Source organism: Pseudomonas azerbaijanorientalis (genome assembly GCF_019139795.1).
Lineage (GTDB): Bacteria > Pseudomonadota > Gammaproteobacteria > Pseudomonadales > Pseudomonadaceae > Aquipseudomonas > Aquipseudomonas laurylsulfatiphila.
Genome location: NZ_CP077078.1, coordinates 2462805 through 2476142, shown reverse-complemented (window position 1 = coordinate 2476142; position 13338 = coordinate 2462805). Strand labels below are relative to the sequence as shown.

Below are 13338 nucleotides of genomic sequence, written 5' to 3'. Positions count from 1 at the left end.
ATCATTCCATGCAAGAAGTCGTCATTGTTGCCGCCACGCGCACCGCGATCGGCAGTTTCCAGGGTTCCCTGGCCAATGTTTCTGCCGTTGACCTGGGCGCTGCGGTGATCCGCCAGTTGATGGCGCAAACCGGCCTGGACCCTGCGCAAGTCGATGAAGTGATCATGGGCCAGGTGCTGACCGCCGGCGCCGGGCAGAACCCTGCGCGCCAGGCCGCGATCAAGGCCGGCCTGCCCTTCGCCGTACCGGCCATGACCCTGAACAAGGTCTGCGGTTCGGGCCTCAAGGCCCTGCACCTGGGCGCCCAGGCAATTCGCTGCGGCGATGCCGAGGTGATCATCGCCGGCGGCCAGGAAAACATGAGCCTGGCCAACTACGTCATGCCCGGTGCGCGCACCGGCCTGCGCATGGGCCACGCGCAGATCGTCGACACCATGATCAGCGATGGCCTGTGGGACGCGTTCAACGACTACCACATGGGTATCACCGCCGAGAACCTGGCCGAGAAGTACAGCCTGACTCGCGAGCAGCAGGACGCGTTCGCCGCCGCCTCGCAACAGAAAGCCGTGGCCGCCATCGAAGCCGGGCGCTTCGTCGATGAAATCACCCCGATCCTGATCCCGCAGCGCAAGGGCGATCCGCTGTCCTTCGCCACCGACGAGCAGCCACGGGCCGGCACCACCGCCGAATCCCTGGGCAAGCTCAAGCCGGCCTTCAAGAAGGACGGTTCGGTGACCGCCGGCAACGCTTCGTCACTGAACGACGGTGCCGCCGCCGTGATCCTGATGAGCGCCGACAAGGCCAAGGCCCTGGGCCTGCCGGTACTGGCGAAAATCGCGGCCTACGCCAACGCAGGCGTTGACCCGGCGATCATGGGCATCGGCCCGGTGTCGGCCACCCGTCGTTGCCTGGACAAGGCCGGCTGGAACATCGACCAGCTTGACCTGGTTGAAGCCAACGAAGCCTTCGCCGCGCAATCTTTGGCGGTGGCCAAGGACCTGGAATGGGACTTGAACAAGGTCAACGTCAACGGCGGCGCCATCGCCCTGGGCCACCCGATCGGTGCTTCGGGTTGCCGCGTGCTGGTGACCCTGCTGCATGAAATGCTCAAGCGTGACGCCAAAAAAGGCCTCGCCACCCTGTGCATCGGTGGCGGTCAGGGCGTGGCACTGGCGCTCGAACGGGCTTAAAGCGTTCAACAGACGGCGCGGGGACCCACGAAGATCTGTCGCCGTCTGGACAACTGTGGCGAGGGGGCTTGCCCCCGTTGGGTTGCGCAGCAGCCCCAGAATCTCGGCAATAGTCGAGTACTTTGGGAGTGCTTCGCACTCCAACGGGGGCAAGCCCCCTCGCCACATCCTGGTTTTTTTATCCCCGTTTTTTCAGGTGGACCGAGTCATCGTTCTTCGCGAGCAAGCCCGCTCCCACAGTGGACCGCGCTCGTCTGGACAACTCGGTCAAATGTGGGAGCGGGCTTGCTCGCGAAGGGGCCCGACGAGTCACCCCAAAAACTGCAGAATCAACCCACTGTCCGCCCCCACTGATCACCACAAAGCAAAGTCTACGCAGCCATGCCCAGCATCTGCTGCCCTGGAAGCCTGGCAGCTCAACATTACAAGCAGCCACAGACCATGGCGCAGCGGTGGTTCATGGCAGGTTGGCCTCCTCGCAGATGCCCAGGAAACGTAGGCGCAAAAGATCCTTTCGTACAAATTACGAAGCCTGCATGTATACAAAATCCGCACACAGATAAAGCAATCTAGCCGATGCAATGTTACCGTAGCCACCTCACAGAGGTCGGAGACATGCGCGTGTTGATCCTCAAACTGCTGGTAATCCCAGGCTTCCTGCTGCTGATTTCCCTGGCTGGCAAACGCTGGGGACCGAGCGTGGCCGGATGGTTGTCGGGATTGCCGGTGGTGGTCGGACCGATCCTGTTGTTCCTTGCCCTTGAGCAAGGCCAGGCGTTCGCTGCGCAATCGGCCACGGCGGCGCTGTCAGCCATGTTCGCGATGATTGCGTTTTGCGTGACCTACGCCCAGGTCGCACAACGGGCCGGATGGCCCCTGGCGTTGATGATCTCGCTGGTGGTCTGGACGCTGGTGGCGGTTGCCCTGTCGCTGATCCCGGGATCCCTGGTGTTCTCGCTGTGCGCCGCCGCGACCGCGCTGCTCGCCGCGCCTTATCTGTTCCCCGCCGTGCAACCGGTGCTCAGTGGCCCGGGGCCGAAATCCGACAAGCTTGTGCTGCGCATGGTGGCCGGTGCATTGCTCACCTTGGTCGTGACGCTGCTGGCCAGCACCGTCGGCGACCGCTGGAGCGGCCTGCTGGCGGTGTTCCCGGTATTGGGCAGCGTGATGGCGGTGTTCTCCCAGCAAACCCGTGGCCCGGCCTTTACCGCCGCGCTGTTGCGCGCCACGGCCACCGGCATGTACTCGTTCGCCGCGTTTTGCCTGGTATTGGCCCTGGCCCTGCCGTCGATGGGGATGAACGCTTTTGTCCTGGGCGTCGCGGTGTCGGTGGCCATGCTGGGGGTGACCAAACGCTTGCTGGCGCGGCCGGTTGGCCCGACGACGGGCGCTGGAGGAACCGTCAAAGCACCGAAACACGTTCGATGAGGTACGTCTGAAAGAATGCAGGGGGCCGCTCGCGGCCTAGAGGGACGGTGCGGCGTTCCGACAAGCCCCCTCGCCACAGGAAAGCGACCTCACCGCAAGTGACCGCTCGGTAGAGCACTCTGGAATGCAGCACAACCTCCATGGGATGATCACGCCCCACCGCGCGCCCATCCCTGGAGATTCCGATGTTTTTGTTGAGTAAAAAAGCCCTTGTCCTGCTGCTGGCAGCCGCTACCGGCCTGGGGGCTTTGAATGCGCAGGCCGCCAAGGCCACTTCCAGCGATGCGCCAGCCCGGAAAGTCTCGATGCTCGGCAGCAAGTTCACCTTCAACCTGCCCAAGGGTTTCATCGCCAACCCGCTGCCGGCCAGCCCGGACGGTGCCAGCGGCACCCTGTACAGCAATGAAACCACCAAGACCGTGGTGATCGCCGCTGAAAACACCCTGCCCAACGGTATCAGCGTCAAGGACAACGACGGCGGCTTCCTCGACGGTACCGTGGCCGACTTCGATGCGGCGCAACACAAATCCCTGCCCGACTACAACAAGCTCAGCGAGAAAACCCTGACCCAGAAATCCGGGCTGGGCCTGCGCCAGATCGACGGCACTGCCACGCAAGGCGGTGGCATGACCCTCACCACCACACTGATGGCCGCCTCCGGCACCCGTATGGCGGTGATCCAGGTGATTTCCCGCCCCGGCGACATGGCGGCCCATGAAACCCTGATCAAACAGATCGTCAGCGGAAAATAAGGCTCAGGGGTTAAGACGCTGCAACCAGGCGCTCAAGTCCTGGATCTCTTCGGTGCTGATGCTGTGGCCGACACCAGGGTAGCCGTGAAACTCGGGGTCGAGTGACACGCTCTGCAACAGGCTGTTGGCTTCAGTGCCGTCGCTGTAGGGAAGACGTTTGTCCTGCTCGCCATGACCAATGAAAATCGCCAGCGACTGACGCTTTTCATCCGGTTTGAGCTCGGACTTGAGCACCGGCAGAATCCGCCCGCTCAACGCAGCGATCCCGCCGAGCGCTTCGGGATGCCGCAAGCCCACTTCGTAAGACATGATCGCGCCCTGGCTGAAACCGACCAGGAACACCTTCTCGGGCTCGGTGTGATATTTCTTCGCGGCCTGTGCGACGAAGTCCAGCAACAACTGGCCGCTGGACTGCAAATCATCGGTGTCGCCGTTATAGGCCCCTTCGCCCTTCTTGCGGAACCACTGATAGCTGCCCGCCTCCATCACCAAAGGTGCCCGTACCGACAGGTAGGTGTAGGACGCGGGCAAGTTGTCCTTGATGCCGAACAGGTCCTGCTCGTTACTGCCGTAACCGTGTAGGAAAATCACCAGGGGTTGAGGGTTCGAATCGGTAGTGGCCTGCGCCAGGTACTTGAGTGGCAGGTCGGTTTGCAGCGGGGTTTGGGCGTGGACGGCAGTGGATGCCAACAGCGTGAGCAGCGCGAGAATCTTCAACATGGGTCTTCCTTCACGGAATGCAGGATTCGCGCAAGAGCCTAACACTGTGCAGTAGGCAGGAACATCTCGGGTGTGGCTGATGCCGCCTTCGCGAGCAAGCCCGCTCCCACACTGGACCTGTGGCGTTCACAAAACCTGTGGGAGCGGGCTTGCCCGCGAAGAGGCCCGAGCAGCCTGCAAAAATCTTCGGCTCAGTCGTTGATCAGCTTCCCCACCCGAATCGGTTCGCGCCCGGCGACTTTAGCCTGCCAGGTACCAGGTTGGGTGTAGCGCCCACGATCGATGGCGAACAGCACGCCACTGGTGCCGGCCTGCACGGTGGTGACCTTGTCGTTCAACGGGTCAACCACCTCGAACAGCGCATCGCCCTTCTCCACCCATTCCCCGGCTTCACGCAGGAAACTGACCACGCCGTGATGCGGTGCGAACAGGTATTGGGTGCCTTCGAACGGCATGCCTTCACAACAGTCGGCCGGTGCCGCCGGCCAGGTGCCGGAGATGAAACCCTGCTCGGCGAGGAAGCCGAGAATGGCCTCGCAATTGGCCCGGGCCTGGTCGACCCGAGTGTCCCCCATGCTGCCCAACTCCAGCGTGGTCGCCAGGTTGGCCGGGGGAATCGCCGCCGCCGGGAATGCCCGGGCCAGGCGTAACCAGGGCGAAGAACAGGACTCGTCGAACGAGCTGCCGCCGGAGTCCTCACACAACAGCGCCACGCCAGCTTGCAAGCGCGCCGCCAGGGATCGCCATTGTGGCCAGTGCTGCGGCAACGCATAAATGTGGATCGCCGCTTCGAAATCGCAATGCAGGTCGAGGGTGATGTCGGCGTCGCAGGCATGGCGCAGCAACAGGCGGTGCATGGCTTCCAACTGTGATGTCGCTGCCGGCAAGTCGTCGAGCACCTGGCCCATGGTCTGGCGAATCAACGCGATGTTGGCCTGGGCATCGCTGCCGAAGCGATCACCGACCCGCTCGGCCACCGGCGCGCTGAGTTCGACGAACGAGCGGTTGAAGTTCTTGCCGCTGCCCAGCTCGAAACGCCCCATGTGGCTGCCTTGCAGGTGCTGGTCCAGGCCAATGGGATTGGCCACCGGCACCAGTTCGATCACACCGTTCAACTGTCCCTGTTGCTCAAGTTCGGTCAGGCGCGTCTTCAACTCCCAGGCCGTGCGCATGCCCGGCAATTCGTCGGCATGCAGGCTGGCCTGGATGTACACCTTGCGCGGCCCCGCGCCATAACGAAACACGCTGAGGGTGCGCTCAGTGCCCAGGTGGCTCCAGGGAAGTTTGTGATCGATGCGTTGCATGGACGGACTCCTGATGTCTGCACGGTGAAATCACCTGTGGGAGCGAGCCTGCTCGCGAATGCGTCAAGCCAGCCAACATGGATGTTGAATGTACCGGCGCCTTCGCGAGCAGGCTCGCTCCCACAGGGATCTTTGTGCTGAAAATGATTGCACAAAAAAAATGGCAGCCGCGTCAACGGCTGCCACTTTCTCGAACGGCTGGATTACTCGCCGTAAACGTCAAACTTGAAGTACTTGTCCTGCACTTGCTTGTACTTGCCGTTGGCGCGGATCTCGGTGATGGCTTTGTTGAACTGCTCGGCCAGGGCGGTATCGCCCTTGCGCACGGCAATGCCGGCGCCGCCACCGAAGTATTTCGGATCGTTGTACTCAGGACCAACGAAGACAAAACCCTTGCCGGCGTCGGTTTTCAGGAAACCGTCGTCCAGGTTGACCGAGTCGGCCAGCAGCGCGTCAACGCGGCCGGAGACCATGTCCAGGTTGGCTTCCTGCTGGGAGCCGTAGCGCACCAGGACAATCCCCGCCGGTTGCAGCACTTCAGTGGCGAAGCGGTCGTGGGTACTGGCACGCAGAACACCGACTTTCTTGCCCTTGAGTTCGGTCAGCGGGTCCTTGACGTCGCTGCCTTCCTTCATCACGAAGCGCGCCGGGGTGTGGTAGTACTTGATGGTGAAATCGACGTTCTTCTTGCGGTCGTCAGTGATGGTCATGGACGACAGGATGGCGTCGATTTTCTTGACCTTCAGCGCAGGGATCAGGCCGTCGAACTCTTGCTCGACCCAGGTGCACTTGACCTTCATCTGCTCGCACAGGGCGTCGCCGATGTCCACGTCGAAACCGGTGAGTTTGCCGTCAGGGGTTTTCATCGAGAATGGCGGGTAGCCGGCTTCGATGCCGATACGGATCGGCTTGGCATCGTCAGCCACGGCGGTCAGGGACAACATCGACAGTGCCAGGGCACCGAACATCACTAGCTTCTTCATTTATAACTCCTGTGTACGGAGGCTTTTATTGGCAGCTTCGATTGGCAGCATTCGGTCCTCGTTTTGTAAGCGGAAACCGAAGTGGCCGGCAGTCTAGAGCGGCTACAGGAGGGCAAATTACGCCAGGACGACAAAAACTTATAAAAAAGTGGCACCGTGATCGAGTCATTGCGGTGAACGCGCCATGAAGGCGCAACGTCTGTCGGACAGATCGCATTTGCAGACCAGACCTACAGGCTTTTCGACGCCATCAGACGCAACGGGCCGGCTGGCGATACCGGGTGTTTTACGGCACATTGAGCGCCCTTGAGTCCCATCGAGAGTAGCGCGATGCCCACGTTGAACCTGATCCAGCACCACCCCGCCGAAGGCCCGGGGGCCATCGCCTTTTGGGCCGAGTCCCGAGGGCTGACGCTGAAGGTGTTTCGCGCCGACCTGGGGCAGTTGCCGCCCGTCAGCGCCGATCCGGTGATCCTGCTGGGCGGGCCTTATGAATCCAACGCCGGCCCGACCTGGCTTGCGGCCGAACGGCAATGGCTCAAAGGCAGTCTGGATCTGGGTGGGGCCGTGTTCGCCATATGCCTGGGGGCTCAGTTGCTGGCGTTGAGTCTGGGCGGCAATGTACGGCGCATGGACCGCAGCGAAACCGGATGGACCACGGTGAGCTTTATCGATGGGCAAGCGCTGAAGGTACTCGAGTGGCACGAAGACGCCATCGACCTGCCGCCTGGCGCGCAGTTGTTGGCCAGCAGCGAGCACTGTGTGCAGCAGATGTACCGCGCCGGGCCGGCGCGGCTGGGGTTGCAGTTTCATCCGGAGTGGAACGCCGAGTCGGTGGCCACGCTCAATGCGCATTTTGGCGATGAGTCGCCATTGCCACGGGGGGTGCAGGACGGTGCGGCCTATGCCGAGGTGATGGCGTGGTTGCAGGCGACGCTGGATGAGTGGTGGGCGGCCGCTGCCTGTCGCTGATCCAGATCAAAGCACATTCCTGTGGCGAGGGGGCTTGCCCCCGTTGGGTTGCGCAGCACCCCCCAGAATCTCACTAATAGTCGAGAGTTTTGGGAGCGCTTCGCACTCCAACGGGGGCAAGCCCCCTCGCCACAATGATCATTGGTGTTTGGGTATCAGCATTCGCAACCGATCACTTTACGGGCCGGCCGCTGCTCGGTGGCACTCAACTCAAACCCTTCATCCAGCCACCCGGTCACGCCGCCGATCATCTCCTTGACCGGATAACCCAGGGCCGCCAGCTTCACCGCCGCCTTGTTGGCGCCGTTGCAGTGAGGCCCGGCGCAATAGACCACGAACAACGTGTTTTTCGGATAACCGGCCAAACCTTTGGCGGTCAACAAGCGCCCGGGAATGTTGATCGCTCCCGGTACATGCCCGCGCTCGAACGCCAGCGGGCCGCGCACATCCACCAGAATGAAATCGACTTCGCCAGCCTGCTGGCTGCCGTAGACGTCGGAACAATCGGTTTCGAACGTCAGACGGTTGCTGAAATGCATCAGGGCGATGGCCGATGGGGCGGCGGGAATTTCGCGAACCAGACTGGTCATGGGCTGTACTCCAAAGAGGCGGTGGGTGTGAGGAGACTTTATCCGCCCGGCATTTGCGGCTAAAGTGGCGCACAAGACACCGATCGGGAATTTTCCGCCAAATGCATCCCAACCCGGCAATGGTCGCGATTCTGGCCTACGACGGCCTCTGCACATTCGAGTTCGGCATCGCCGTGGAGATCTTCGGCCTGCCACGCCCTGAGTTCGATTTCCCGTGGTACGAACATCGTATCGTCGCCGTCGATCAAGGCCCGATGCGTGCCATGGGTGGCATCCAGGTCCTGGCCGACGGCGGCATGGAATTGCTCGCCGATGCCCGCACCATCATCATTCCCGGCTGGCGCGACCGCAGCGCCGCGGTCCCCGCAGAGCTCATCGACGCCCTGCGCCAGGCCCATGCGCGTGGCGCACGGTTACTGTCGATCTGCTCTGGGGTGTTCGTCCTCGCCGCCACCGGGTTGCTCGACGGGCACGGTGCGACCACGCACTGGCGCTACACCTCGGAACTGGCCGAGCGGTTTCCCGGCATCCTGGTGGACCCGGACGTGCTGTATGTCGATTCCGGCCAATTGATCACCTCCGCCGGCAGCGCGGCAGGCATCGACGCCTGCCTGCATCTGGTGGCCCGGGACTTCGGCACGCAAGTGGCCAATTCCGTGGCCCGCCGCCTGGTCATGTCGCCGCAACGCAGCGGTGGCCAGGCGCAATTCATTCCGACGCCGGTCAGTCCTACACCGCGCAGTGATCTCTCCCGCGTCATGCAGTGGGCACGTGAGCGCTTGCACGAACCGCTGGAAGTGCGCGACCTGGCCAGCGAAGCCGCCATGAGCGAACGCACCTTCCTGCGCCGCTTCACCGAAGCCAGCGGCCAGTCACCGAAAACCTGGTTGCAGCAGCAACGTCTGGGACGCGCCCGCGAACTGCTGGAAAGCAGCGACCAGAACACCGAGCAGATTGCCGAACGTTGCGGTTATCGCTCGGTGGAAAGCTTCCGGGTGGCCTTCCGAACCGTGGTTGGCGTGCCGCCATCGGTGTATCGGGAGCGGTTTGGGCGTGGGGGCAGTGCTGGTTTTTGAGGTGCTTTCAAGGGCCTCTTCGCGGGCAAGCCCGCTCCCACAGGTTTTGTGTTGTTCACACCATCCCTGTGGGAGCGGGCTTGCTCGCGAAGGGGCCAGACCGGGTTAGCCAACTCTCAAGGCTTGCGCAACAAATAGGTATCCATGATCCAGCCATTGGCCAGCCGCGCCGCCTTGCGCACCCGTTCGATTTCATCCGCCACATCCTTGAGCTTGCCACTGATCAGGATTTCATCCGGCGTCCCCAGATAGGCCCCCCAGTAAATCTCGGTGTCCTGATCCGCCACCTGATGGTAGGCATCCTGAGCATCGAGCATCACCACCAGGCTGTCGGCATCGCTCACCTGCCCTGCCGCCAACCGCCGGCCCGTGGTGATTTCAACTGAGCGGCCAATCTGGTTCAGCGCCACCTTGTGCTGTGCCGCCAGGGCCTGGACGCTGGTAATGCCGGGGATCACCTCGAACTCGAATTCACAGGCGCCCGAGGCCTGAATCGCCTGAAGGATACGGATTGTGCTGTCGTACAGCGCGGGGTCGCCCCACACCAGGAAACCACCACACTGGTCGTCGGACAGTTCTTCATTGATCAGCCGTTCGAAGGTCTGTTGTTTGGCCAGGTTCAAGTCGTCGACACTGCTCCTGTAGTCCACCTCACCGCGCTCGCGCTCGGGGCTGTGGGCCTGGACAAAACGGTAAGCGTGGTCGGTGATGTAGCGTTCGCAGATTTCGCGCCGCAAGTCGATGAGCTTGTCTTTGCTCTCCCCCTTGTCCATGAGGAAAAAAACATCGACCTGATTCAGCGCCTTCACCGCTTGCATCGTGATGTAGTCGGGATTGCCGGCGCCGATGCCGATGATCAGGAGTCTTTTCATCACAGCAGGTCCTCGGGGTCGGTGCTCGGCAAGCGCAACCGCCAGCGGCCATGGAACCTCAGCTCCACCGCCGACAGGGGTTCGACGTCGATCAGGCTGGACGATGCGCCCTGTAACACGTGCGTCAGCGCGGCGCGAATGACAAAGGGATGGGTAATGGCAACGATGTGCCCCGGCGTCGACTGCAACGCGGTCAACCACGCACCCACCCGTTCGCCCAATTGCACCAGCGACTCGCCACCGTGGGGGGCCGAAGCCGGATCTTCCAGCCAATGCTCGAGCGCCCCGGGGTCGTTTTTTTGCAGAGCGCCGATGCGCTCACCACCCCAACGCCCGAAGTCGCAATCTTTCAGTGCATCGACAACTTCCGGTGCGCTGCTGAAAAGCTCAGCGGTTTGCCGGGTGCGCAGTTCCGGACCGCAGACAAGGCGTGGAACGCCCTTGAACTGATTGCAACGCGAAAGCCTGAGCGCTTGCCAATCCATCTCCAGAGGTTCGTCCAATGGAAAACGCGCCAGTTTCTGTGCGACGGTTCGAGCGTGACAAATCAGGGTTAAACGGGTCGCCTGCACCAGCAATCACTCCAGGGATGGAAAGGAACAACGGCGTCAGGGGGAGCGCCATCGTGCAATTGTGCCGCAAGCGAGCAGGCCTTGGGGGTAATGCCGATCAGTTAAGCCCCGGACATTGTGGGAGCGAGCTTGCTCGCGATGGCAGACTGTCAGGCACCCCTTGTTTGACTGTCCAGCCGTCATCGCGAGCAAGCTCGCTCCCACAAGGTTTGCGGTGATCAAACGCTTAACTGACTGGCATTAGGCCTTGGGGGCGTTTAATTTTCCTGTTTGACGCGGGCTCCGTCAGGCATTTCCCGGCAGACTTTCTGTTATCGCTGACTGCAACCAAGGCAATTGCCTACAAGACTTTGCGACATCGGCGTAGCCCCTTGCTGCTAGCACTTCGCCCCTTTTTCGGGCACGGTCGGACCATGCGAAAATTAACTAGACAGGCAGCACGCGATAATTAAATACTCTTTTCAACGGACTGTTAAAACATGTGCCACGCTCATCCAGCAGGAGCCCGGATGCCCTTTCTCCAACACCCTATCAATGTGCCAGGCCCGGCAACACCAGCGGCCGAACCGTCCGTTCCTCGTTTAATGCAGGCAATCCAAGGAAGCATCTGACAAGAAAAAAGTGGCGCCTGACAACGATCAGATGTCCACCGAATAAATGTGTGGAAAAACCGACAGTGATAGTCAGGTTCGGCTCAAACCGCCGGATCGTTTGATACAGGAGTGTCTCCATGCTGGTCTTGCGTCCAGTCGAGTTGGCCGACCTGCCAAGGTTGCAGAAGCTGGCTCGTGAAAGCCTGGTGGGCGTCACATCCCTGCCCGACGATAGCGAACGGTTGCGCGAAAAAATTCTCGATTCCTGTGCCTCGTTCGAGAAAGACGTCGAGGGTCATGGCCCGGAAAACTATTTCTTTGTCCTCGAAGACCCGACGACGCAGCACCTGGTCGGCTGTTCGGAAATCCTCGCCACGGCGGGGTACGGCGAGCCGTTCTACAGCCTGCGCAACCGGCACTTCACCAGCGCCTCGCGGGAACTGAACATCGAGCACGGTGTACCGGCCTTGTCGTTGTGTCACGACCTCAGTGGCCACACCTTGCTGCGCGGCTTCCATATCGATGCCGCACGGGTACGCACCGCCCATTCCGAACTGCTGTCGCGGGCGCGCCTGTTGTTCATCGCGGCCCACCCCCGGCGTTTTTCCGCAACGGTGATCACCGAAATCGTTGGCTACAGCAGTGAGGAAGGGCACTCGCCATTCTGGGATGCGGTGGGCAAGCATTTCTTCGACCTGCCCTACGTCGAGGCCGAACGGCTTTGCGGCCTGCAAAGCCGCACCTTTCTCGCCGAACTGATGCCGCAGTATCCGATTTACGTGCCCATGCTGCCCAAAGCGGCACAGGACTGCATCGGCAGCATCCACCCCGATGGCCAGGAGGCCTTCGATATCCTCGAGCGTGAAGGTTTCGAAACCAACAGCTACATCGATCTGTTCGATGGCGGCCCGACGCTCTATGCGCGCACCTCGGGCATTCGGTCGATCACCCACAGCCAGTGCGGCCTCACGCAGCCTGGCCCGGTGATTGATGCCCGGGGCAGCTATCTGGTGAGCAACGAGTCCTTGACGGATTATCGGGCCATCGTCGCCGATCTCGATTACATCGCCGGGCAACCCGTCACGCTGGACACGGCCATGTGCACGGCGTTGAAGGTCACCGAAGGCAGCCCGGTCAGGCTGATCGCCCTGTGAGTGCCCGCCTGGGTCAACGCCAACGCCCGAACAACCATGAACAAGGAACAGCCGCATGATTGTCCGACCGGTCCAGATCACCGACCTGCCCGCCTTGTTCACGCTGGTGCGCCAGGCCAGCCCCGGACTCACCAGCCTGCCGGCCGACGAAGAACGCCTGGCCTACCGGATCCGCTGGGCCCAACGTACCTTCGCCGGGCAGGTCGATCGGGCCGATGCCGATTACCTGTTCGTGCTCGAGGACGACGAGCAGCAGGTGGTGGGCGTCAGCGCCCTGACGGGTGGAATCGGTCTGCGCGAGCCCTGGTACAACTACCGGGTCGGGCTGACGGTCAATGCTTGCGCGGACCTGGGTATCCAGCGCCAGATCCCGACCCTGTTCCTGAGCAACGAATTGACCGGGCAATCGGAAGTCTGCTCGTTGTACCTGCGCCCGGATCAACGCCAGGGAAGCAACGGCCGTTTGCTTTCGCTCGGGCGTTTGTTGTTCGTGGCCGAGTTTACGCAGCTGTTCGGCAACCGGCTGATCGCCGAATTACGCGGCAGTACCGACGAACGAGGCGGCTCACCGTTCTGGGACAGCCTCGGCCGGCATTTTTTCAAGATGGATTTCAGCCATGCCGACCACTTGTCCGGGCTGGGCAACAAATCGTTCATCGCCGAACTCATGCCACGCCAGCCGCTGTACACCTGCCTGCTCACCGAACAGGCCCAGGCGGTGATCGGCAAGGCCCACCCGAACACCGAGCCGGCCCTGAAAATCCTCAGCGCCGAAGGTTTTGCCCACAACGGCCATATCGATATCTTCGACGGCGGACCGGTCATCGAGGCCCCGGTTTCCGGGATCCGCACCGTGTGCGACAGTCGACCGCTGCAACTGGCCATCGGCTCGCCGGACGCTAACGATCCGCTCTGGCTGATTCACAATCGGCGCCTGGAAAACTGCCGCATTACCTGCGTCCCGGCCCGACTGGCGGGCAACAGCCTGGTGGTCGATCGCCTGACCGCCAAGCGCTTGCAGCTGCAGCCCGGCGACTCGGTGCGCGCCGTGCCGCTGCTCAACCAGCGGCACCAGGCCGCAGCGGCGTGACCTATCAGCTTCCTGTCTCAGGCGTCAATCTGGCTTACCCGG

13 protein-coding genes are annotated in these 13338 nt (G+C 62.0%); 7 read left to right on the top strand and 6 right to left on the bottom strand.

The annotated features are described in order from the left end of the window. Nucleotides 1-8: 8 nt before the first annotated feature. The 3 genes from KSS91_RS10935 to KSS91_RS10925 all read left to right on the top strand — a co-directional run bounded on the left by KSS91_RS10935 (nt 9) and on the right by KSS91_RS10925 (nt 3370). A complete protein-coding gene (locus KSS91_RS10935) occupies nt 9-1190 on the top strand; it encodes an acetyl-CoA C-acetyltransferase (protein ID WP_217837920.1) in 1182 nt (393 codons plus the stop codon). 621 nt (nt 1191-1811) lie between these two features. After that, a complete protein-coding gene (locus KSS91_RS10930; RefSeq protein ID WP_217838384.1) occupies nt 1812-2618 on the top strand; it encodes a hypothetical protein in 807 nt (268 codons plus the stop codon). Nucleotides 2619-2803: 185 nt separating this feature from the next. Further along, a complete protein-coding gene (locus tag KSS91_RS10925; RefSeq protein WP_015095671.1) occupies nt 2804-3370 on the top strand; it encodes a DcrB/PsbP domain-containing protein in 567 nt (188 codons plus the stop codon). A 3-nt stretch (nt 3371-3373) separates the two neighbouring features. Here KSS91_RS10925 and KSS91_RS10920 read toward each other — a convergent pair whose 3' ends face one another. The 3 genes from KSS91_RS10920 to KSS91_RS10910 form a co-directional block, all read right to left on the bottom strand. Next, nucleotides 3374-4090 carry an alpha/beta hydrolase gene (locus tag KSS91_RS10920; protein ID WP_217837919.1) on the bottom strand — a complete coding sequence of 239 codons (717 nt, stop codon included), beginning with the start codon at nt 4088-4090 and terminating at the stop codon, nt 3374-3376. Nucleotides 4091-4281: 191 nt separating this feature from the next. Then, a complete protein-coding gene (locus KSS91_RS10915; protein ID WP_217837918.1) occupies nt 4282-5394 on the bottom strand; it encodes a succinylglutamate desuccinylase/aspartoacylase family protein in 1113 nt (370 codons plus the stop codon). A gap of 203 nt (nt 5395-5597) precedes the next feature. Next, nucleotides 5598-6377 carry an ABC transporter substrate-binding protein gene (locus KSS91_RS10910; protein WP_217837917.1) on the bottom strand — a complete coding sequence of 260 codons (780 nt, stop codon included), beginning with the start codon at nt 6375-6377 and terminating at the stop codon, nt 5598-5600. 330 nt (nt 6378-6707) lie between these two features. Between KSS91_RS10910 and KSS91_RS10905 the strand changes: the two genes are divergently transcribed. Further along, on the top strand, nt 6708-7349 hold the full coding sequence (locus KSS91_RS10905; protein ID WP_217837916.1) for a type 1 glutamine amidotransferase: 642 nt from the start codon (nt 6708-6710) through the stop codon (nt 7347-7349). 155 nt (nt 7350-7504) lie between these two features. Here KSS91_RS10905 and KSS91_RS10900 read toward each other — a convergent pair whose 3' ends face one another. Further along, nucleotides 7505-7939, bottom strand: coding sequence for a rhodanese-like domain-containing protein (locus KSS91_RS10900; protein WP_217837915.1), 435 nt, complete (start codon nt 7937-7939; stop codon nt 7505-7507). 101 nt (nt 7940-8040) lie between these two features. Here KSS91_RS10900 and ftrA point away from each other — a divergent pair, with 101 nt between their 5' ends. After that, nucleotides 8041-9015: a transcriptional regulator FtrA gene (gene ftrA, locus KSS91_RS10895; protein WP_217837914.1), complete on the top strand. Its 975-nt coding sequence runs from the start codon at nt 8041-8043 to the stop codon at nt 9013-9015. A 116-nt stretch (nt 9016-9131) separates the two neighbouring features. Here ftrA and cobF read toward each other — a convergent pair whose 3' ends face one another. Further along, complete coding sequence (cobF, locus tag KSS91_RS10890; protein ID WP_217837913.1) at nt 9132-9887, bottom strand: precorrin-6A synthase (deacetylating); 756 nt, start codon at nt 9885-9887, stop codon at nt 9132-9134. Continuing rightward, nucleotides 9887-10459: a histidine phosphatase family protein gene (locus KSS91_RS10885; RefSeq protein ID WP_217837912.1), complete on the bottom strand. Its 573-nt coding sequence runs from the start codon at nt 10457-10459 to the stop codon at nt 9887-9889. The genes cobF and KSS91_RS10885 overlap by 1 nt, the downstream gene beginning before the upstream one ends. A 730-nt stretch (nt 10460-11189) precedes the next feature. Between KSS91_RS10885 and KSS91_RS10880 the strand changes: the two genes are divergently transcribed. Both KSS91_RS10880 and astA read left to right on the top strand, forming a co-directional pair. Continuing rightward, complete coding sequence (locus KSS91_RS10880; protein ID WP_217837911.1) at nt 11190-12206, top strand: arginine N-succinyltransferase; 1017 nt, start codon at nt 11190-11192, stop codon at nt 12204-12206. A gap of 55 nt (nt 12207-12261) precedes the next feature. After that, nucleotides 12262-13296 carry an arginine N-succinyltransferase gene (gene astA / locus KSS91_RS10875; RefSeq protein ID WP_102702763.1) on the top strand — a complete coding sequence of 345 codons (1035 nt, stop codon included), beginning with the start codon at nt 12262-12264 and terminating at the stop codon, nt 13294-13296. The last annotated feature ends 42 nt before the right edge of the window (nt 13297-13338 follow it).

Coding starts and splice junctions, on each gene's coding strand:
- KSS91_RS10905 (WP_217837916.1), top strand. CDS start 6,708: ATGCCCACGTTGAACCTGATCCAGCACCACCCCGCCGAAGGCCCGGGG.
- astA (WP_102702763.1), top strand. CDS start 12,262: ATGATTGTCCGACCGGTCCAGATCACCGACCTGCCCGCCTTGTTCACG.
- KSS91_RS10880 (WP_217837911.1), top strand. CDS start 11,190: ATGCTGGTCTTGCGTCCAGTCGAGTTGGCCGACCTGCCAAGGTTGCAG.
- KSS91_RS10920 (WP_217837919.1), bottom strand. CDS start 4,090: ATGTTGAAGATTCTCGCGCTGCTCACGCTGTTGGCATCCACTGCCGTC.
- KSS91_RS10925 (WP_015095671.1), top strand. CDS start 2,804: ATGTTTTTGTTGAGTAAAAAAGCCCTTGTCCTGCTGCTGGCAGCCGCT.
- KSS91_RS10935 (WP_217837920.1), top strand. CDS start 9: ATGCAAGAAGTCGTCATTGTTGCCGCCACGCGCACCGCGATCGGCAGT.
- cobF (WP_217837913.1), bottom strand. CDS start 9,887: ATGAAAAGACTCCTGATCATCGGCATCGGCGCCGGCAATCCCGACTAC.
- KSS91_RS10915 (WP_217837918.1), bottom strand. CDS start 5,394: ATGCAACGCATCGATCACAAACTTCCCTGGAGCCACCTGGGCACTGAG.
- KSS91_RS10910 (WP_217837917.1), bottom strand. CDS start 6,377: ATGAAGAAGCTAGTGATGTTCGGTGCCCTGGCACTGTCGATGTTGTCC.
- ftrA (WP_217837914.1), top strand. CDS start 8,041: ATGCATCCCAACCCGGCAATGGTCGCGATTCTGGCCTACGACGGCCTC.
- KSS91_RS10900 (WP_217837915.1), bottom strand. CDS start 7,939: ATGACCAGTCTGGTTCGCGAAATTCCCGCCGCCCCATCGGCCATCGCC.